Source organism: Streptomyces sp. NBC_00568, from assembly GCF_026341855.1.
Classification (GTDB): domain Bacteria; phylum Actinomycetota; class Actinomycetes; order Streptomycetales; family Streptomycetaceae; genus Streptomyces.
The window spans coordinates 4,477,863-4,497,912 of the sequence record NZ_JAPENW010000001.1 but is presented as its reverse complement, the minus strand read 5'-3'; the positions used below and the strand labels follow the sequence as shown (position 1 = coordinate 4,497,912).

The following is a 20,050-nucleotide window of genomic DNA, read 5'->3' as shown; positions in this document are numbered from 1 at the left end:
GGGGATCATCTCGTACGGCGGAATCGAAGTGTTACCTCATCTGCGGGGCTGGGCGTCCAGAACCTGCTGGAGCGCCTCGAACTCCTCGACACACTTACCGGAACCGAGCGCCACACTGTCCAGCGGGTCCTCGGCGATGTGGATCGGCATGCCGGTCTCGCGCCGCAGTCGCTCGTCGAGGCCGCGCAGCAGGGCTCCGCCGCCGGTCAGAACGATTCCGCGGTCCATCACGTCACCGGAGAGCTCGGGCGGGCACTTGTCGAGCGTCGTCTTCACGGCGTCGACGATCGCGTTGACCGGCTCCTCGATCGCCTTGCGGACCTCCGACGCCGAGATGACGACAGTCTTGGGCAGTCCGGAGACCAGGTCCCGGCCGCGGATCTCGGTGTGCTCCTCGGTGTCGAGGTCGTACGCCGAACCGATCGTGATCTTGATCTGCTCGGCCGTCCGCTCACCGAGAAGGAGGCTGTACTCCTTCTTGATGTACTGGATGATCGCGTTGTCCAGCTCATCACCCGCGACGCGGATGGACTGGGCGGTGACGATGCCGCCGAGCGAGATGACCGCGACCTCCGTGGTGCCGCCGCCGATGTCCACCACCATGTTGCCCGTGGCCTCGTGGACCGGCAGGCCGGAGCCGATGGCCGCGGCCATGGGCTCCTCGATGATGTGCACCTGGCGGGCGCCGGCCTGGGACGACGCCTCGATGACGGCACGGCGCTCGACGCCCGTGATGCCGGAGGGCACGCAGACGACGACACGGGGGCGGGCGAGGTAGCGCCGCTTGTGGATCTTCAGGATGAAGTAGCGGAGCATGCGCTCGGTGATCTCGAAGTCGGCGATGACGCCGTCCTTCAGCGGGCGCACGGCAACGATGTTGCCCGGCGTCCGCCCGATCATCTTCTTCGCTTCCGCGCCGACCGCGAGGATCCCGCCGGTGTTGGTGTTGATCGCGACGACGGACGGCTCGTTGAGTACGATCCCGCGACCCCTGACGTACACCAGCGTGTTGGCGGTCCCGAGGTCGACAGCCATGTCACGGCCGATGAACGACATTGAGTTCCCCATCAGGATTCGTCTGGCCTTCCCAAGTGGAGCTTTGACGGCTTTTTAGGACGGCGAGGTGGGTGCAGTGACGTGAAGGCTTCCATCGTAGACGCGCCTGCACGAACACTGCGCGAGGGTCTTCGCCATTGTCAGCAGATGACGAGCCCGCTCGCTTGTGGAGACGGGCCATCGGGGTCACGCGTTCCCCCGATCAGCACGCATATGCCACGGGACGGCCGGATTTTTCACGGCCGTCCCTGGTCAGGCTGTCCGAGCCGCGCTGACGCAGTCTCAGAAAATTTCTTCAAAACGTGGCGCCCGGCGCGCCCGGGAGATCGTCCGGATGGCCTCCCCGAGACCGTCCGCCACCCCCGACGCGACCGTCCGTACGCCGAAGGGTGACTCTCCGTGCACGACGCGGACGCGACGTCCGTACGCTCAGGCGCGGCCGGGGAAGAAGATCTTCACCTCGCGCTCGGCGGACTCCTCGGAGTCGGAGGCGTGGATCAGGTTCTCGCGGACGATCACGCCGAAGTCACCGCGGATGGAACCGGGGGCGGCGGCGATCGGGTCGGTCGGGCCGGCGAGGGCGCGCACGCCCTCGATGACCCGCTCGCCCTCGACGATCAGCGCCACGACCGGACCGGAGGCCATGAAGTCCACCAGCGGCTCGTAGAAGGGCTTGCCCTTGTGCTCGCCGTAGTGCTGCTCCAGCGTCTCCTGGTCCAGCGTCCGCAGCTCCAGCGCGGTGATCTGCCAGCCGGCCTTGCGCTCGATACGGCTGATGATCTCGCCGGTCAGGCCGCGACGGACGGCGTCGGGCTTGAGAAGGACGAGGGTGCGCTGGCTCACGGGATGGCTCCTTCGGGTCACACTGGTGCGGAAGACCGAGGCTACAGGGCGTGTCCGGGTGGCTGTCACACAGCGTCAGGTGATACGGGCACGCGCCACCACGGCCACCGCGGCCCACAGCGAGGTGCCCGGCGTTGATACACCGGGCGTCGCCCGACCCCACGCGGTTACGCAGGAGGTCGCCCGCGCCGGCGTGGATACACGGGCGTTGCCCGACCCTGCGTGGATACACGGGCGTTGCCCGACCCTGCGTGGATACACGGGCGTTGCCCGACCCGGCGCGGATTCGTTGGGCGTCGCCGGACCCTGCGCGGTTACGCCGGGGGTCGCGCGCGCCGGCGTGGTTGCGCCCGGGTCCCCCGACCCGGTGCGGTTTCGCCAGGGGGCACCCGACCCGGCGTGGTCACACCGGGCGTCGCCCGCGCCGGCGTGCTTACGCCGGGGTGCCGCCCGCCTCGGCATGCGGCTGGGTCTGCGCCTGCGCCTGCGCCTGCGCGGCGAACCTGGCCTTCGCCTCGTCGATCTTCCGCCCGTAGTGAACCGACGCCCACCACAGGGCGGCGAAGGCCGCGCCCAGGACGAACATCGACGGGACGACGAAGCCGCCGGCGATGAGCAGGACCTGCAGCGCCCAGCCGAGCTGGACACCGCCGGGCCGCGTGATCATGCCGCACAGCAACACGCTGAGCGCCATCAGGACTCCGCAGACCGTCCAGACCGTGGCCGTGGCCAGATCGGGTTCCTTCATGGCGACGAGTCCGGCGAAGCCGATGACGAAGAACTCGCCGATCAGTGTCGAAGCACAGAGCGTACGCACGAGAGTCAGCCCCTCCCCAGGAGCAGTCGGACCTCGCCGACCGTGATGACGGATCCGGTGACCAGCACGCCGCCGCCCGCGTACTCGCCCTCTTCCTCGGCGAGCGTGATCGCGGCCTCCAGCGCGTCGTCGAGCCGCGGTTCGACCTGCACCCGGTCCTCGCCGAAGACCTCGACGGCGATCCCGGCCAGTTCGTCCGCGTCCATCGCGCGATGGCTGGAGTTCTGCGTGACGACGACCTCGGCGAAGATCGGCTCGAAGGCTTCGAGCAGCCCCCGTACGTTCTTGTCGCCGCTCGCGCCGACGACCCCGATCAGCCGGCTGAAATCGAACACCTCGCTCACCGCCTCGGCGGTGGCGCGGGCACCCGCCGGGTTGTGCGCGGCGTCGAGCACGACGGTCGGCGACCGCCGCACGATCTCCAGGCGACCCGGCGAGGTGACCGTGGCGAACGCCTTGCGCACGGTGTCGATGTCGAGCCGCTGGGCGTGCGCCGAGCCGACCCCGAAGAACGCCTCGACCGCGGCGAGCGCCACGGCGGCGTTGTGGGCCTGGTAGGCGCCGTGCAGCGGCAGGAAGACCTCTTCGTACTCCCCGCCGAGGCCGCGCAGCGTGAGCAGCTGCCCGCCGACGGCGACCTGGCGTGCGACGACACCGAATTCGAGTCCCTCGCGGGCCACCGTCGCGTCGACCTCGACGGCCTTCTTCAGCAGCACCTGGGCCGCGTCGACCGGCTGCTGCGCCAGGATGACGGTGGCGTCCTGCTTGACGATGCCCGCCTTCTCGGTGGCGATCTCGCCGGGCGTCTCACCGAGCCGGTCGGTGTGGTCGAGGTCGATGGGGGTCACGACGGCGACGTCCCCGTCGATCACGTTGGTGGCGTCCCAGCTGCCGCCCATGCCGACCTCGACGACGGCGACGTCCACGGGCGCGTCGGCGAAGGCGGCGTACGCCATGCCGGTGAGCACCTCGAAGAACGACAGCCGGTACTCCTGCTGCCCGTCGATCATCTCGATGTAGGGCTTGATGTCGTTGTACGTCTCGACGAACCGCTCGGCGGGGATCGGGGCCCCGTCCAGGCTGATCCGCTCGGTGATCGACTGCACGTGAGGGCTGGTGTAGCGGCCGGTACGCAGGTCGAAGGCGCTCAGCAGCGCCTCGATCATGCGGGCGGTGGAGGTCTTGCCGTTCGTGCCCGTGATGTGGATCGAGGGGTACGCGCGCTGCGGCTCCCCCAGGACGTCCATCAGTGCCGCGATCCGGCTGACGGACGGCTCCAGCTTGGTCTCGCCCCAGCGGGTGGCGAGCTCGGCCTCCACCTCGCGCAGCGCCTTGTCGACCTCGGGGTCGGAAGGACGCCCGGGTACATCGGCCTGCGGGCCGCCGCTGCCCTGGGCGCGCAGAGTACGGCTGCCGGCCTCGATCACCGCGAGGTCGGGGTCGCGGTCGGTCTCCGCGGCCACGATCTCGTCGAAGAGACCGTGCGGGTCACGGGGTTCCGGCTCGTCGGACGCGCTGCTGTCGTGCGGGGGGAGGTCACTCACGGGGCCAGTCTACGGAGGGTGGCGGGGTGTGGGGGCGTGTGGGGCCGCGTGGGGTATTTCGCCCCCTCCGCCCCTACCCTCCCCCAAGGTCTCGGCTTCGCTCGACCAGGGGGGACCCCCATCGTCCCTGGGGGCTTCGCCCCCAGACCCCGCTTCGGCCTGACGGCCTCGTCCTCAATCGCCGGACGGGCCTAGGACTTTCCAGCCCCGGACGAGAGAAATTCAGCCCCTCCGGCGATTGGGGAGCGGGGGTCCGGGGGCAGCGCCCACGGGAAGGGGCGGCGGGGGCGAAGAAAAGTCTGGCCGGGTACGGCGGAAGGCCCCCCGGGACCGAACGGTCCGGGGCGCCTTCGCTTGGGCAGCGGCGAACGGCTACGCCTCGGGCAGGCGGTTCAGCTGCTCCTGGATGCGGGCGATGTCCTCGTCCGCCTTGGCGAGCCGTCCGCGGATCTTCTCCACGACGTTGTCCGGGGCCTTGGCGAGGAACGCCTCGTTGCCGAGCTTTCCGTTCGCCTGGGCCTTCTCCTTCTCGGCGGCGGCAAGGTCCTTGGCGAGCCGCTTGCGCTCCGCGACGAAGTCGATCGTGCCCGACAGGTCGAGGGCGACCGTGGCACCGGCCACCGGCAGCGTCGCCGTGGCCGAGAAGCTCTCGCCCTCCGGCTGGAGACGCAGCAGCTGACGGATGGCCGCCTCGTGCGGGGCCAGCGCGGTCCCGTCGAGGGTCAGCCGGGCCGGGACCCGCTGGCCCGGCTGGAGGCCCTGGTCGGCACGGAAGCGGCGGACCTCCGTGATGACCTGCTGGAGCTTCTCGATCTCCTGCTCGGCGGCGATGTCGCGGAACCCGCCCGCCGCCTCGGCACCGGGAACGGACACGGCCTTCGGCCACTCCGCGATGACGACCGACTCGCCGCCCGTGAGGGTGGTCCAGAGGGTCTCCGTCACGAACGGGACGATCGGGTGCAGGAGCCGCAGGGTCACGTCCAGGACCTCACCGAGGACCCGGCCGGAGACCTTCGCGGGCTCGCCGCCCGCCATGAACGTCGTCTTGGACAGCTCGACGTACCAGTCGAAGACCTCGTCCCACGCGAAGTGGAACAGGGCGTCCGACAGCTTGGCGAACTGGAAGTCGTCGTACAGGGCGTCCACTTCGGCGACCGTGGCGTTCAGCCGGGACAGGATCCAGCGGTCGGTGGCCGACAGCTCCTCGGCGGACGGGAGTTCACCCTCGACCGTCGCACCGTTCATCAGCGCGAAGCGGGTGGCGTTCCAGATCTTGTTGGCGAAGTTGCGCGAGCCCTGGACCCAGTCCTCGCCGATCGGCACGTCGACACCGGGGTTGGCGCCGCGCGCGAGCGTGAACCGGAGTGCGTCGCTGCCGTACTTGTCCATCCAGTCCAGCGGATTGACCGCGTTCCCGAAGGACTTGGACATCTTCTTGCCGAACTGGTCGCGGACCATGCCGTGCAGGGCGATGGTGTGGAACGGCGGGGTGCCGTCCATCGCGTACAGGCCGAACATCATCATCCGGGCGACCCAGAAGAAGAGGATGTCGTAACCGGTGACCAGGACGGAGTTCGGGTAGAACTTCGCGAGGCTCTCGGTCTGTTCGGGCCAGCCGAGCGTGGAGAACGGCCACAGGCCGGAGGAGAACCAGGTGTCGAGGACGTCGGTGTCCTGGTGCCAGCCGTCGCCCGTCGGCGCCTCGTCGTCGGGACCGACGCAGACGATCTCGCCGTTCGGCCCGTACCAGACCGGAATCCGGTGGCCCCACCACAACTGCCGCGAGATGCACCAGTCGTGGAGGTTGTCGACCCAGTCGAAGTACCGCTTCTCCATCTCCTGCGGGTGGATCTTGACGCGGCCGTCGCGGACGGCGTCGCCCGCGGCCTTCGCCAGCGGACCGACCTTGACCCACCACTGCATGGAAAGGCGCGGCTCGATGGTGGTCTTGCAGCGCGAGCAGTGGCCGACGGAGTGGCTGTACGGCCGCTTCTCGGCGACGATCCGGCCTTCGGCGCGCAGCGCGCCGACGATCGCGGAACGGGCCTCCAGACGGTCCAGGCCCTGGAAGGGGCCCGGGACCGTGATGACCGCGTGCTCGTCCATGACGGCGATGTTGGGCAGGTTGTGGCGCTGCCCGATCTCGAAGTCGTTCGGGTCATGGGCGGGCGTCACCTTGACCGCGCCGGTGCCGAACTCGGGGTCGACGTGCTCGTCCGCGACGACCGGGATGTAACGCTCGGTCAGCGGCAGCCTGATGAGCTTGCCGACGAGGTGCTTGTACCGCTCGTCGCTCGGGTGAACGGCGACGGCGGTGTCACCGAGCATGGTCTCGGCACGGGTGGTGGCGACGACGATGGCGTCGTCCCCCTCCCCGTACTTCATGGAGACCAGCTCGCCGTCGTCGTCCTGGTACTCGACCTCGATGTCCGAGATGGCGGTGAGGCAGCGCGGGCACCAGTTGATGATGCGCTCGGCGCGGTAGATCAGCTCGTCGTCGTAGAGCTTCTTGAAGATGGTCTGGACGGACTGGGACAGCCCCTCGTCCATGGTGAAGCGCTCACGCGACCAGGCGACGCCGTCGCCGAGGCGGCGCATCTGGCCGGAGATCTGCCCGCCGGACTCGGCCTTCCACTGCCAGACGCGCTCGACGAACGCCTCCCGGCCGAGGTCGTGCCGCGACTTGCCCTCCTTGCCGAGCTCCCGCTCGACGACGTTCTGCGTGGCGATGCCGGCGTGGTCCATGCCGGGCTGCCACAGCGTCTCGAAACCCTGCATGCGCTTACGGCGCGTGAGGGCGTCGATGAGGGTGTGTTCGAAGGCGTGTCCGAGGTGGAGGCTGCCCGTGACGTTCGGCGGCGGGATGACGACCGTGAACGGAGGCTTGTCGCTCTTCGCGTCCGCCTCGAAGTAACCGCGCTCTACCCAGCGCTCGTACAGCGGCCCCTCTACATCGGCCGGCGCGTACTGGGTCGGCAGTTCGGTGTTGGGCTCTGATGGCTGCTGCTGAGCGTTTTCGGTCACGGGGTCAGTTTAGGGGCGTCACGCCCCTGTCCCGAAACGGGATTACTTCGTAACGGTGGGGCCCCCGCGGGCCTGGGCGCGTGACCTGTGCGTCAGGATGTCCGGAACACATAAGCATGCGGAGGGGAACCCAGAAATGAGCTACAACCAGCCGGGCCCGTACGGCGGGCAGCCCCAGCAGCCCGGACCGCAGGGTCAGCCGGGCCCCTACGGCCAGCAGCCGCAGGCCCCCCAGCCTGGCTACGGTTACCCGCAGCAGGCTCCCCCCGCGCAGCCCGGCTACGGCTACCCCCCGCAGGCTCCCCATGGTGCCCAGCCGCCGACCCCTCCGTACGGCCAGCAGCCCCCGTACGGCCAGCAGCCTCCCTACGGCACGGTCCCGATGCCTCCCGAGCCGTCGGGCGGCAAGAAGAAGACGGGCCTGATAATCGGCGCCGTCGCCGTGGTGGCGGCGATCGCGGTGGGCGGGTACCTCCTCTTCGCGGGGAACAGCAGCGGCGGCTCGGACGTGGCCGACGACGGAGCCCACAAGCTGACGACGCCGGCGAAGGTCCTCGGCGGCGAGTACAAGAAGTCGACCAACAGCAGCGACAGCGGCGGCATGACCAAGAACGACCTGAAGGACGCCGAGGGCTGGGGTGTGAAGAACCCCAAGGACGTCAGCGCGGCCTACCAGTCGGGTGACGAGAGCAACCCGCTCGCGATGAAGCAGCTCTCGTTCGGTGGCGTCTGGGGAACCATCGACGACCCTGAGGCGACCGTCGACAGCATGTTCGCCGAGATGAAGAAGAACCAGCAGAAGGAAGGCACCAAGGACGGCGAACTCGTCGGCAGCCCGAAGGCTTACAGCCCGAGCGCGCTCGACGGTGCCGTCCTCAAGTGCCAGGAAGTCAAGATCAAGAACGACTCGTCGGACACGGGTGCCAGCGCCGGCCCCAGCGAGTTCACGATGCCGGTCTGCATCTGGGGCGACCACAGCACGCTCGGGTTCGTGATGCCGATCGACTACGCGAGCATGATGGCCGGCAAGGGCAGCACGCCCGAGGCCGCGGCCGAAATCGCCGCGAAGCTGCGCAAGGACGTCCGCGTCAAGATCTGACGCCGACCGTCCGCGGAGGACTCGGCACGTGGGGGCCCGGCCGATGGCCGGGCCCCCACGCCGATCCGCCGTCCCCGGTTCCAGGGACCACCCGTCCCCGGCTCTACGGACCCGCCCGTCCTCGGTTCCACGGACCGCCCGTCCCCGGCTCTACGGACCCGCCCGTCCCCAGTTCCACGGACCGCCCGTCCCCGGCTCTACGGACCCGCCCGTCCTCGGTTCCACGGACGCATTTCCAGCAAATGACAAGGGGCGCCCGGCGATTGCTCGCCGGGCGCCCCTTCGTCGTGCGGGTGGTGACTAGGCCGTCTTCTGCTCCCCCGGGCCCCGGCCCCGCGCGTCGCGCGGGATCAGGGTCGGGTTGACGTTCCTCAGGACCACGTCGGCGGTGATGACGACGCGGGCGACGTCCTTGCGGGACGGAACCTCGTACATCACGGCCTGGAGGACTTCCTCCATGATGGCGCGCAGGCCTCGGGCGCCGGTCTGGCGGAGGATGGCCTGGTCGGCGATGGCCTCCAGGGCCTCTCGCTCGAAGTCCAGCTCCACGCCGTCGAGTTCGAAGAGGCGCTGGTACTGCTTCACCAGGGCGTTGCGCGGCTCGACCAGGATCTGAAGGAGGGCCTCGCGGTCCAGGTTGTGGACCGAGGTGATCACCGGGAGACGGCCGATGAACTCGGGGATCATGCCGAACTTGACCAGGTCCTCCGGCATGACGTCCTCGAACTGGTCCTTGGACTCCAGCTCGCGCTTCGAGCGGATCGTCGCGCCGAAGCCGATGCCCTTCGCGCCGGCCCGGGACTCGATGAGCTTCTCCAGGCCCGAGAAGGCACCGCCCACGATGAACAGGACGTTCGTCGTGTCGATCTGGATGAACTCCTGGTGCGGGTGCTTGCGTCCGCCCTGCGGCGGCACCGAGGCCGTCGTGCCCTCGAGGATCTTCAGGAGAGCCTGCTGCACGCCCTCGCCGGACACATCGCGCGTGATCGACGGGTTTTCGCTCTTACGGGCGACCTTGTCGATCTCGTCGATGTAGATGATCCCGGTCTCGGCCTTCTTGACGTCGTAGTCGGCGGCCTGGATCAGCTTCAGCAGGATGTTCTCGACGTCCTCGCCGACGTATCCCGCCTCCGTCAGAGCCGTCGCGTCGGCGATGGCGAACGGAACGTTCAGCATGCGCGCGAGGGTCTGGGCGAGGAGCGTCTTGCCGGAACCCGTGGGGCCCAGCAGGAGGATGTTGGACTTCGCCAACTCGATGGCGTCCTCGCGGTTCTGGCCCGCGCTGTTCTCACCGGCCTGGACCCGCTTGTAGTGGTTGTACACCGCGACCGAGAGGGCCTTCTTCGCCGACTCCTGACCGACCACGTACCCCTCGAGGAACTCGTAGATCTCGCGGGGCTTGGGGAGTTCCTCCCAGCGCACCTCGCTCGTCTCCGCGAGTTCTTCCTCGATGATCTCGTTGCAGAGATCGATGCACTCGTCGCAGATGTACACACCGGGGCCTGCGATGAGCTTCTTGACCTGCTTCTGGCTCTTGCCACAGAACGAGCACTTGAGCAGATCGCCGCCGTCACCGATGCGTGCCACGGTGTGCTTCCCCTTCGCCTGGGAGACGCCTAGGTCCAGCGGCTCCTGGTGCTGCCTTATGTCCGACGGTACCTTGCCGAGCCCCTCGTTCGGGCCCCCCTTGGCGCGGTTCACTTTGTCGTGAACCGCGCCAAGGAGCGGCAGACGATACAGCGATACGTCACACGACCGCGGAGTTGTTCATCTTCCGGGTGGAGATGATCTGATCGATCAGGCCGTACGCCAGGGCGTCCTCGGCCGTGAGGATCTTGTCGCGCTCGATGTCCTCGCGGATCTTCTCGATCGGCGTCGTCGAGTGCTTGGCCAGCATGTCTTCCAGCTGCGCGCGCATCCGGAGGATCTCGTTCGCCGCGATCTCGAGGTCCGAGACCTGCCCGCGGCCGGTCTCGCTGTAGGGCTGGTGGATCAGTACACGGGCGTTCGGAAGTGCCATGCGCTTGCCCGGCGTACCGGCGGCCAGCAGGATCGCGGCGGCCGAGGCGGCCTGTCCCATGCAGACCGTCTGAATGTCCGGCTTCACGAACTGCATCGTGTCGTAAATGGCCGTGAGGGCCGTGAACGAGCCACCGGGGCTGTTGATGTAGACCGAGATGTCACGGTCGGGGTCCATCGACTCCAGGCACAGCAGCTGCGCCATGACGTCGTTGGCGGAGGCGTCGTCGATCTGCACGCCGAGGAAGATCACCCGCTCCTCGAACAGCTTCGCGTAGGGGTCGTACTCACGCACGCCCTGCGAGGTGCGCTCGACGAAGCGCGGGATGACGTAGCGGGACTCCGCGCGAGGACCGGTGTACTCGGCCTGCGTGCGGGCGAAGAGGCCGCTGCCGGGGAAGTCGTTCACTGTGTCTCCTGAAAGCCTGAAAAGGGCTGAGCGGTCGGCTGAGGGCGCGGCGGGGGCCCGGTGCCGCCCAGGGGCGGGGAAGGGCCCTGCGCCGCCCTCGGGGGCGCTGGAGGGGCTTACGCCGCCCCGGTGCCGCCGCCGCCCGGCATACCGGCAGCGGTGGGCATGATGTCGTCGATGAGGCCGTACTCCTTGGCCTCGATCGGGTCGAACCAGCGGTCGCGGTCCGAGTCACGAGTGATCTGCTCGACGGTCTGACCGGTGTGGAAGGAGGTCAGCTCCGCCATCCGCTTCTTGGTGTGCAGCAGCCGCTCCGCGTGGATCTTGATGTCCGACGCGGAGCCCGCGAGGCCCGCGGAGGGCTGGTGGATCAGGATCTCGGCGTTCGGCAGGGCGAAGCGCTTGCCGGGAGTACCGGCGCTGAGCAGGAACTGGCCCATCGAGGCCGCCATGCCCATGGCGATCGTCACCACGTCGTTCTTGATGTACTGCATGGTGTCGTAGATCGCCATGCCGGCCGTGATCGATCCGCCGGGGCTGTTGATGTAAAGGTAGATGTCCTTGTCCGGGTCGGAGGCAAGGAGCAGCAGCTGCGCCGTGATCTTGTTGGCGATGTCATCGTCGACCGCCTGGCCGAGGAAGATGATCCGCTCGCCGAGCAGTCGGTTGTAGACCTGGTCGCCGAGGCCACCACCGATAGGGTCGCCGGCAGCTGTGGGCATCAGATTCGTCACGTATCCACCTGCTCGTCTTGCGACGGCGCCGGGCCGTCTCACGTCTTCTGCAGGGCCTGGGACCCCGGGTTCCGCGCCGCCTCCCGACGGCGTCCGGGGACTCCCCTGCCCTCGTATTCATGGACCCTAACGCGCGGGTCCGTCCGGAGAATCCCGCAGAGGGAACTGTTCGCTGTGAGCGCATGCGCCGCGCCGGCTCGACCGGGGTCCCGGGTGCCGCCGTCCGAGGAGCTGGACGGCGGCGCCCGACCCCCGGAAAGCCGCACCCGTCGGGTCGTCTGGGGCCGGGAGACGCGGCTGCCGGCCCGGTGGGGGTTGCTCGCGCAGTTCCCCGCGCCCCCAAAAGCGGACGGGCCCCCGGGGACATGAAGTCCCCGGGGGCCCGTCAAGGCGTGCTTGTGAGGTGATCAGGCCTCGGGCTTGTCCTCGGCCTCGGCCTCGGCACCCTCGGTGGCCTCGACGGTCTCGGCCGTCTCGTCCTCCTCGTCGTCGAGGTCGACGACCTCGCCGTTGGTGTCCTTGACCGTGGCGGCCTCGACGACGACCGCGAGGGCCTTGCCGCGGGCGACCTCGCCGACGAGCATCGGAACCTGGCCGCCCTCGACGACGGCCTGGGCGAACTGGTCGGGGGACATGCCGGAGGAGGCGGCGCGCCGCATGAGGTGCTCGGTGAGCTCCTCCTGGTTGACGTTCAGCTTCTCCTTGTTGACGAGCTCGTCCAGGACGAACTGCGTCTTGATGCCCTTGACCGCGGCTTCCTTGGTCTCGGCGTCGAACTCTTCCTCGGTCTTGCCCTGGATCTCCAGGTACTTCGCGAGGTCGAGGCCCATCTGGCCGAGCTGGTGGTGCTCGAGGTTGTGCTTGCGGGTGTTGATCTCGTCCTCGAGCAGCTTCTCGGGGACGGGCACCTCGACCAGCTCGAGCAGCTTCTCCAGGACGCGCTCCTGGGCCTGCGTGGCCTGGTCGTACTGCTTCATGTTCTCGAGGCGCTTGCGGCTGTCCGCCTTGAGCTCCTCGAGGGTGTCGAACTCGGAGGCGAGCTGCGCGAACTCGTCGTCCAGCTCGGGCAGTTCACGGGCGGCGACCTGGGTGACCTTGACGGTGACCTCGGCAGCCTTGCCGGCGGCGGAGCCGCCCTTGAGCTCGGAGGTGAAGGTGGTCTCGCCACCGGCCTCCAGGCCCTTCACGGCGTCGTCGATGCCTTCGAGCAGCTCGCCCGAGCCGATGGTGTACGAGACACCGCTGGCGATGCCGTCCTCGAGGACCTCGCCGTCGACCTTGGCCTCGAGGTCGAGGGTGACGACGTCGTCGTCCTGGGCGGCGCGCTCGACCGGGGAGGTCGAGGCGAAGCGCTCGCGCAGGTCGGAGACGGCCTTCTCGATGTCCTCGTCGCTGACCTCGACGGCGTCGACCTCGACCTCGATGCCGGAGTAGTCCGGGATCTCGATGGCCGGGCGGATGTCGACCTCGGCGGTGAAGTTCAGCGTCTCGCCGTCCTTCAGCTCGGTGATGTCGACCTCGGGCTGTCCGAGGACATTCAGCTCAGCCTCGTTGACCGCTTCGGTGTAGAACTTCGGGAGCGCGTCATTGACGGCCTCTTCGAGCACGGCGCCGCGACCGAACCGCTGGTCGATGATGCGCGCCGGGATCTTGCCCTTCCGGAACCCCTTCACCGTGACCTGCTGGTTGATCTTCTTGTACGCCGCGTCGAGGCTGTCCTTGAGCTCCTCGAAGGGCACCTCGACAGTGAGCCGAACCCGGGTCGGGTTCAGGGTCTCCACGGCGCTCTTCACGGTTCGGTCTCCTTGTGGCTGACTTCTTGGGGGGTTCTGCTGCGTGCTGCTGCCGGTCGGGCACAGCCTTGGGCGGATTCGCGGCCCTTGAGAGACGTAACACTGCAGACATACGGGCACGCAGCTTGCATAGTAACCGCAGGCGGTACACGCCCCAAAAGGTGATCTTGTCCGGGCCGAGCCCTGGCGGGTTACTGCCGGTGGTCGGGGTGGCGGGATTTGAACCCACGGCCTTCCGCTCCCAAAGCGGACGCGCTACCAAGCTGCGCCACACCCCGTCGGTGCGACACGTAGGGTACATGCCCGCAGGCAGTGCGGTTGCCGCATTTCGCGAGCGCCGACGCGGGTGGGAATGGGGTGTGCGATGTGGGCGTCCGACCCGCTACGATGCTTTCTGTGCCGCGGTCGCTGACCTGCGGCGCACCCTGTGCGGGCGTAGCTCAATGGTAGAGCACTAGTCTTCCAAACTAGCTACGCGGGTTCGATTCCCGTCGCCCGCTCCATATGACGTAGGGCCAGGCCGGAGGTTCATTCCTCCGCCTGGCCCTAGTCGTTTCCGGGGGCTCCGATCAGCCCTCCGTGCCCGCTGCGTGCCCGCTGCGTGCCCGTTGGGCTTCTCAGCGCAGCACGGGCGGGGCTGTGGCCCATGCGGGGCATGGACGGAGGCTGGGGACTTCCGGCGATCCCCGCCGACCCCTCACGATGCAGCCGGGTACCGATACCGGCCGACGTCGGGATCCGGGGGCCCATCCATCCCCAGGTCCTTGCGCATGGCCTCCCGGAGGTGAGCGTTCTCCCTCCACAGGTCGGCCCGAACCCTGAAGTACGCGTCGCCTTTGAGATCAGGGTCCTCGACAAGGAGGTCTCTCATCCGAGTCAGCGCCTCACACGCCATCACAGCCAGTTGAATGATCTCGGCCGAGGTCGTGAGTGACAGGGTCTGCCGCAGCCGCCAGATGCCCGAGCCGTCCAATGCCTGATGAAGGGCCCCGTAGAGTCGGTCACCGGTCGAACCATCGTGTTGCAGGACTGCCGTCCGCATGTCGGAGTGGCCGCGGCTCAACGCCATGAGGAAGTCGGAGTAGACGACCCTCCGCGTCTGAGCCACTTCCTTGTGCTGGTCACGGCGCCATCGGACGCGCTCAGCGAGCAACGCAGAACTCACACCGACCACAGCTCCGGCCAAGGTGCTCAGCGGGGTTATCCAGTCCACCCGAAGGTGCTACCCAAGTGACCGATATCCGCTAACACTCGGCTGGAGGTACGTACCCGCGAGGGCCTCGCCACGATGGAGTTGCCCGCCAAGGACGTCCCGGAGTCCTTCCGCCGGCGCTTGACGAAACTTCCGGCCCGATCCCCCATCGTCACGGACATCGTCGCCGTACGGGTCCGTGGAGTCGATCCGCTTCCCGGTGAGCCCGTCGTGCCGGCCCATCGCATCACGCGCCTCTGTTCCTGATGTGACCGTGTGGCCTACGGTCTCCCTCTGCGTCCGCTCCGGCGAAGTGGAGAGGCGGCACGACCGAAGGAAGCGACGGTGCGTCGGATAAGGCCTTGGCGGGACCGGCAGGCGATGGCCGCGCTGGCCATCGTGGTCGTGGCGGGCGCCATGGCGCTGGCCATCCGTTCCCTGCCGGAGGTGACGGTCGTGAAGGTCTCGGGCCTCATCAGCCTGCTGAGCCTCATGGCGTTCGTGGGGAGAGTCCAGCTCGTTCCGCTCGTGCGCTACGACCGGACCGTCGTGGTGATCCGCAACCTCTACCGAACGTACGAGATTCCGTGGCAGGCGGTGCGGCGCCTGAACTGGGACGCCAGGAGCGGAAGCCTCAGTCTCACGCTGGACGGGGACCGGATCATCCCGGTCGAGGCGTTCAGCCGCTGGCCCTCCTTCGGCCGCCACAGGAAGGTGATCGAAGAACTGGAGCGGGCGCGCGAGCAACGGTCGGACGCCGGTCACGCCGGTGAAACGACCGTGGTCCCGGCGCCGGGGATCGTGGAGCTGATCCTCGCCGTACCGATCGTGGTGGCGGTGGTCGCGCTGCTGGTGAAGGGCGTCACGGCACTTCTGCCCTGACCGCCCCCGCGTGGCGGCCCCGCCCCGTCCCCGTCAGGCGTCACGTGCGCCAGTCCTCGGCGTGTTCACACAGGTAGGCGGCGAGTTCGGGCGGCTGGAGTTCGAGCGCCCTCAGGGCCGATGCCTCCGGCGCGACGTGGACCGTGGAGAAGTCGCCCGTGTCGGGGTCGTCGAGTTCGGGGCCGTCGCGGCGGTCCGGATCCAGGTCCAGCACATCGGCGCGGAAGTAGTGCCGTACGACGGTCGTCCGCCCGCCCGGTTCGGTCAGGGTCAGGAACTCGACGGCCGGGCCGATGGTGGCGCCGATCTCCTCCATGACCTCGCGGCGCAGGGCCGCCTCCAGGTCTGCGTCGCGGGGTTCGACGCCGCCGCCGACGGTGGTGCAGTAGGGAGAGCCGCCCGGCCATTCCCGGCGCAGGAACACCAGGTGCTCCCCGTCGCGCAGGACCGCGCGGACGTTGTGGCGGACCTTCGTCCCCTTCATCACGACCACCGCATCTTCGGGGGCAGAGCTGCCCGTCGTCCCGCCGGGGCGGGAAAGCGTCCGCGCCGGTGGCCTCTTCGGGGACAGAGGTGCCCGTGGCCGGTGCCGGTGGAGTCGGCGGCATCGGTCGGCACACGGCGCGCCGCGCGCCCCGCGCACGTCCGCGGGCCGGCGGTGGGGCCTTTCGTCGGGTCCCGTTCAGAAGCTGATCGAGTTGATGGTCTCCGCTATCGAGTTGAGGAACCGGTTGATGGACGGAGCCATGCCGGTCGACGCGAGGAAGAAGCCGAAGAGCACCGCGACGATGGCAGGTCCCGCCTTGATCGATCCCCCTCGGATCAGCACCACGAGGATGATCGCCAACAGCAGCACCACTGACAGCGAAATGGCCACAACTGATCACACCCTACGGTCGGTCCGCTCTCCCGGCCCGGAGGTGCAGCCCCGCACACCCCCGCCAGAACCATCGTGCCACCAACAGGCCACTCGTATGCGACAGGTGACGCATCGTTGGCCAAGGACAGACCCGGGAACGGTCCGGGAACCCGCCGGCGCGGACCGGCGCCGCGCTCCCCCACTCCCCCGGAACACGTCAACCGCGCGCCTGCGCAGCGCAATTCGAAGGCGCGCCGCACAGGGAATTCAGAGCGACCGTTGCTGTGTCCACACACCTTGTTCGCAGGTAATTCGAATTGTTGCCACAGGCACACCGCGAACGCCGAGGACGGGCAACCAAAGCCTACTGAACCGGACATAACCCCAGAGTCGCCCGCGGGTGCTATGCACTATTTAGTCGGCATGAAGTAGGACAGAACGCCCCATCGTGGTAAGCGAATCGGTATCCGGAACTACTTGCGAACCGGTAGGCACACATCTCCAAATCCGGGGTAGGCGCAGGCGATAAGCAGGAATGACATCGGGCGTTTTACGAGAACGCACAGACAAGGCTAGGGTGCCTCAGATGTTCCACGCCGCCACGTCCCCCGAACGCGCAGCGAGGTCCAGGGTCGTCTCCCGGAGTTCTTGGCGGGAGGGCCTGTGACCAACTCGCTCCGACCCCACGACCACCACAGATCACCGCTCCCGCCGGCGCAGCAGCTGACGGGCGGAGTGCCCGCCCCGCGCTCGCATCAGGTCACCGCGGCGACCACCGGCGCAGCACCGCGCGGCAAGCCCGCCGGGCAGCGCGACGCGTTCTTCGACAACGCCAAGTACCTGGCGATCGCGTTCGTGGCCATGGGGCACGTGTGGGAGCCGCTGAAGAGCCAGAGCCGTGTCGCGGAGACGCTGTACACGGTCGTGTACACGTTTCACATGCCGGCCTTCATCATCATCTCCGGCTACTTCTCGCGCAGTTTCGACATGCGCCCCGACCGCCTGAAGCGGCTGGTCACCGGCGTCGTCGTCCCGTACGTCCTGTTCGAGACCGCGTACTCCCTCTTCAACCGCTGGGCCGGGGGCGTGTCGGACCAGGAGATCAGCCTGCTCGATCCCTGGTATCTCACCTGGTTCCTGATCGCGCTCTTCGTCTGGCGCCTGACGACCCCCCTGTGGAAGGTGGTCCGCTGGCCGCTTCCCATCGCCCTGTGTCTCGCCCTGCTCGCGGCCGTCTCGCCCGAGATCGGTGACGACCTGGACCTCCAGCGGGTGCTGCAGTTCCTGCCGTTCTTCGTTCTCGGCCTGCTCATGAAGCCCGAGCACTTCCAGATGGTGCGCCGTCGCGAGATACGCGTCCTGTCGGTGCCGATCCTGGCCGCGGCGCTGGTCGTGGGCTACTGGGCGGCGCCCCGGATGAACGCCACCTGGTTCTACCACCGCGACAGCGCGCAGGAGCTGGGCGCTCCCTGGTGGGCCGGTGTCGTCATGACGCTCGCGCTCTACGGCTGCTCGCTGGTGCTCACCGCGTGCTTCTTCGCCTGGGTGCCGCGGCGGAAGATGTGGTTCACGGCGCTCGGCGCGGGCACGCTGTACGGCTATCTGCTGCACGGCTTCGTGATCAAGGGGTCCGACTTCTGGGGCTGGTTCGACCACGGATGGGTGCACAAGCCGCTCGGCGAGGTGTGCGTGACGTTCGCCGCCGTCTCGCTCGTGACCGTGCTGTGCACGCGGCCCGTCCAGCGGGTGTTCCGCTTCGCGATGGAGCCGAAGATGGCGTGGGCCTTCAAACGGGACGCGGCCGACCTCGCACGGGAGCGGGCGAAGACCAACGCTTGACCGGCCGACGCTTGACCGGCCGGATGAGACCGAGGGCACGTGACCGACGGGCGTGTGGCCGACGGCCGTACGAGAGGGGCAGGTCCGGATCTCCGGACCCGCCCCTTATACGTGCCGCGACGGCGCGAGGGCGCCGCGCGCGCGGAAACCGCGGAGAACGCCGGTGTTCAGCCCGGCGGCAGCCCCAGCAGGGCGCGCATCGTCGCGTACTTCTTCGTCAGGCGGGCCCGGGTGTGCTCGTCGAGGACCGCGAGCCGGTTCGGGTCGGCGTTGTGCGCGAGGTCGGACGCCTTGACCAGAAGGGCGCCCCGGGTGGTGCGGATGCGCCGCGCGTACGACTCCGGGGACTCGCCGTCCTGTTTGGTGAGCGCCAGCACGATGTCCTTCGTACGAGGGGTCAGCGCGGCTTCGCCGAGCCAGTCCTCGGAGAGGGCGTCGTCCTCGACGGCGTCGTGCAGCCAGGCGGCCGCTATCTGGTCGTCGTCGCCGCCGCGATCGCGGACGCCGTCCGCCACCGCCTGGAGATGCTCGGCGTAGGGGCGGCCGGCCTTGTCGGTCTGGGCGGCGTGCGCCGTGCGGGCGAGCGCTTCGACTTCGGCCAGGGTCAGGAGAGGTTGCGTCACGGGATCAGTGTCTCCTCGGTACGGGCCGCTGCCGCCGCGTTGCCGAAATCCGTGGGGCGCGGTCAGCGTACCGGTGTCAGGCCCTCGCGGCAGATCAGCAGGAGGGCCCGGTCGTCGTTGACGTCCCTGGCCACCGCTTCGATGAGGTGCCAGGCGGCGCCGTGGAAGCCGCCGGCGACATAGCGGTCGGCCTCGCCGGTGAGCCGGTCGATGCCCTCGACGATGTCCCGGTCGGCGGTCTCGACCAGACCGTCCGTGAACAGCATCAGCACGTCCCCGGGCCGCAGCGAGCCCTTCACCGGGTCGAACTGGGCGCCGTCGTACACACCCAGCAGGGGGCCTTCCGCCGCCTTCTCCTCCCAGCGGCCGCTGCCCGCGCTGAGCTGCAGGCCCGGCGGGTGTCCGGCGGAGAAGAGTTCGTAGTCGCCCGAGTCGAGATCGAGCACCAGATGGATCGAGGTGGCGAAGCCCTCGTCCCAGTCCTGGCGCAGCAGATAGCCGTTCGCGGCGGGCAGGAAGGCGTGCGGCGGCAGCGATCCGAGGAGGCCTCCGAAGGCCCCGGACAGCAGCAGGGCGCGTGAGCCCGCGTCCATTCCCTTGCCGGACACGTCCGTGAGGACGACTTCGAGGGTCCGGCCGCCGTTCGTCCGTGCGGCCACGACGAAGTCCCCGGAGAAGGACTGGCCGCCCGCCGGGCGCAGCGCCATCTCGCGGTGCCAGCCCAGCGGCAGCTTCGGCAGCTTGCTCTGCACCCGGATGCGCTCGCGCAGGTCGAAGAGCATGGTGCCGCCGCGCCGCCAGGGCACGCCCACCCGGCTGCGGAACTGCGCGATGAGCAGTCCGAAGAAGCCGCAGGCCGCGACCACCAGGACCACACCCGGCGTGACCCGGGACGGGCCCTCCGTGTACGGGCCGAGCTTCACGGACTCGACTATCAGCGCGGTGGCGGCGGCCGCGTACAGCCCGAGCAGGCTCGCGGGGCGCAGCAGCAGCCCGCCGGCCACGATCGGCAGGACCAGGGCGGCGGGTGAGCACCACACCGAGTTGACCAGGGTGGTGGAGGCGATGATCGGGATCGTGATGAGAAGACCGGCCAGCGCGATCCAGTCCGAACCGTCCCCGCGGAAGTAGTCGACAGCGGATCTGCGCAGCCCTGTGCGGGCCCGGTGCCATTGCTTCTTCAACCGGGCCGTGAACGTATCGGCTTCCGCGCGCCGCTCTCGTCCTGCTGCCATTAGTTCGGGACCCTATCCATCGGACCAGGTGCTTGGCACGGGAGGTCCCACTTGTCCCCCCTCCGAGCGCTCAACTTCACAG

At 68.7% G+C, this 20,050-nt stretch carries 17 protein-coding genes and 2 tRNA genes; 4 read left to right on the top strand and 15 right to left on the bottom strand.

The window, feature by feature from the left end; all coding sequences use genetic code 11:
- Nucleotides 1-36: 36 nt before the first annotated feature.
- The 5 genes from OOK38_RS19570 to OOK38_RS19550 form a co-directional block, all read right to left on the bottom strand.
- Nucleotides 37-1,056, bottom strand: a complete 1,020-nt coding sequence (locus tag OOK38_RS19570; protein ID WP_266758716.1) for a rod shape-determining protein — start codon at nt 1,054-1,056, stop codon at nt 37-39.
- Nucleotides 1,057-1,485: 429 nt separating this feature from the next.
- Entirely contained in the window at nt 1,486-1,899 is a 414-nt protein-coding gene (gene ndk, locus OOK38_RS19565; protein ID WP_266758718.1) for a nucleoside-diphosphate kinase, read from the bottom strand.
- A 433-nt stretch (nt 1,900-2,332) separates the two neighbouring features.
- On the bottom strand, nt 2,333-2,716 hold the full coding sequence (locus OOK38_RS19560; protein ID WP_266758720.1) for a DUF4233 domain-containing protein: 384 nt from the start codon (nt 2,714-2,716) through the stop codon (nt 2,333-2,335).
- A 5-nt stretch (nt 2,717-2,721) separates the two neighbouring features.
- Nucleotides 2,722-4,260 carry a folylpolyglutamate synthase/dihydrofolate synthase family protein gene (locus OOK38_RS19555; protein WP_266758722.1) on the bottom strand — a complete coding sequence of 513 codons (1,539 nt, stop codon included), beginning with the start codon at nt 4,258-4,260 and terminating at the stop codon, nt 2,722-2,724.
- A gap of 372 nt (nt 4,261-4,632) precedes the next feature.
- Nucleotides 4,633-7,284 (bottom strand): valine--tRNA ligase, encoded by a 2,652-nt coding sequence (locus OOK38_RS19550; RefSeq protein ID WP_266758724.1) that lies wholly within the window; start codon nt 7,282-7,284, stop codon nt 4,633-4,635.
- A 136-nt stretch (nt 7,285-7,420) separates the two neighbouring features.
- Between OOK38_RS19550 and OOK38_RS19545 the strand changes: the two genes are divergently transcribed.
- Nucleotides 7,421-8,383 carry a hypothetical protein gene (locus tag OOK38_RS19545; protein ID WP_266758726.1) on the top strand — a complete coding sequence of 321 codons (963 nt, stop codon included), beginning with the start codon at nt 7,421-7,423 and terminating at the stop codon, nt 8,381-8,383.
- Between the two features lie 300 nt (nt 8,384-8,683).
- Here the strand turns inward: OOK38_RS19545 and clpX are convergent, their stop codons facing one another.
- The 5 genes from clpX to OOK38_RS19520 all read right to left on the bottom strand — a co-directional run bounded on the left by clpX (nt 8,684) and on the right by OOK38_RS19520 (nt 13,616).
- Nucleotides 8,684-9,970, bottom strand: a complete 1,287-nt coding sequence (gene clpX, locus OOK38_RS19540) for an ATP-dependent Clp protease ATP-binding subunit ClpX (RefSeq protein ID WP_266758728.1) — start codon at nt 9,968-9,970, stop codon at nt 8,684-8,686.
- A gap of 160 nt (nt 9,971-10,130) precedes the next feature.
- Entirely contained in the window at nt 10,131-10,811 is a 681-nt protein-coding gene (locus tag OOK38_RS19535; protein ID WP_266758730.1) for an ATP-dependent Clp protease proteolytic subunit, read from the bottom strand.
- Between the two features lie 116 nt (nt 10,812-10,927).
- Entirely contained in the window at nt 10,928-11,533 is a 606-nt protein-coding gene (locus tag OOK38_RS19530; protein WP_060897745.1) for an ATP-dependent Clp protease proteolytic subunit, read from the bottom strand.
- 419 nt (nt 11,534-11,952) lie between these two features.
- The gene (gene tig, locus OOK38_RS19525; RefSeq protein ID WP_266758732.1) at nt 11,953-13,338 is read right to left on the bottom strand and encodes a trigger factor; all 1,386 of its coding nucleotides are present in this window, start codon (nt 13,336-13,338) and stop codon (nt 11,953-11,955) included.
- Between the two features lie 201 nt (nt 13,339-13,539).
- Nucleotides 13,540-13,616, bottom strand: a tRNA-Pro gene (locus tag OOK38_RS19520).
- 151 nt (nt 13,617-13,767) lie between these two features.
- Here OOK38_RS19520 and OOK38_RS19515 point away from each other — a divergent pair.
- A tRNA-Gly gene (locus OOK38_RS19515) sits at nt 13,768-13,841 on the top strand.
- Nucleotides 13,842-14,035: 194 nt separating this feature from the next.
- On the opposite strand, the gene OOK38_RS19510 is transcribed toward OOK38_RS19515, so the two are convergent.
- Nucleotides 14,036-14,551, bottom strand: a complete 516-nt coding sequence (locus OOK38_RS19510; RefSeq protein WP_266758734.1) for a hypothetical protein — start codon at nt 14,549-14,551, stop codon at nt 14,036-14,038.
- 324 nt (nt 14,552-14,875) lie between these two features.
- Here OOK38_RS19510 and OOK38_RS19505 point away from each other — a divergent pair, with 324 nt between their 5' ends.
- Nucleotides 14,876-15,412 carry a hypothetical protein gene (locus OOK38_RS19505; protein WP_266758736.1) on the top strand — a complete coding sequence of 179 codons (537 nt, stop codon included), beginning with the start codon at nt 14,876-14,878 and terminating at the stop codon, nt 15,410-15,412.
- 40 nt (nt 15,413-15,452) lie between these two features.
- On the opposite strand, the gene OOK38_RS19500 is transcribed toward OOK38_RS19505, so the two are convergent.
- Together OOK38_RS19500 and OOK38_RS19495 are read right to left on the bottom strand one after the other, a co-directional pair.
- Nucleotides 15,453-15,896: an NUDIX domain-containing protein gene (locus tag OOK38_RS19500; protein ID WP_266758738.1), complete on the bottom strand. Its 444-nt coding sequence runs from the start codon at nt 15,894-15,896 to the stop codon at nt 15,453-15,455.
- A 198-nt stretch (nt 15,897-16,094) separates the two neighbouring features.
- Nucleotides 16,095-16,289, bottom strand: coding sequence for a hypothetical protein (locus tag OOK38_RS19495; RefSeq protein WP_016435177.1), 195 nt, complete (start codon nt 16,287-16,289; stop codon nt 16,095-16,097).
- Nucleotides 16,290-16,934: 645 nt separating this feature from the next.
- Between OOK38_RS19495 and OOK38_RS19490 the strand changes: the two genes are divergently transcribed.
- A complete protein-coding gene (locus OOK38_RS19490; RefSeq protein ID WP_266758740.1) occupies nt 16,935-18,110 on the top strand; it encodes an acyltransferase family protein in 1,176 nt (391 codons plus the stop codon).
- A 167-nt stretch (nt 18,111-18,277) separates the two neighbouring features.
- On the opposite strand, the gene OOK38_RS19485 is transcribed toward OOK38_RS19490, so the two are convergent.
- Nucleotides 18,278-18,733 carry an HD domain-containing protein gene (locus OOK38_RS19485; RefSeq protein ID WP_266758742.1) on the bottom strand — a complete coding sequence of 152 codons (456 nt, stop codon included), beginning with the start codon at nt 18,731-18,733 and terminating at the stop codon, nt 18,278-18,280.
- Nucleotides 18,734-18,795: 62 nt separating this feature from the next.
- Nucleotides 18,796-19,968 carry a PP2C family protein-serine/threonine phosphatase gene (locus tag OOK38_RS19480; protein WP_266758744.1) on the bottom strand — a complete coding sequence of 391 codons (1,173 nt, stop codon included), beginning with the start codon at nt 19,966-19,968 and terminating at the stop codon, nt 18,796-18,798.
- Nucleotides 19,969-20,050: the final 82 nt, after the last annotated feature.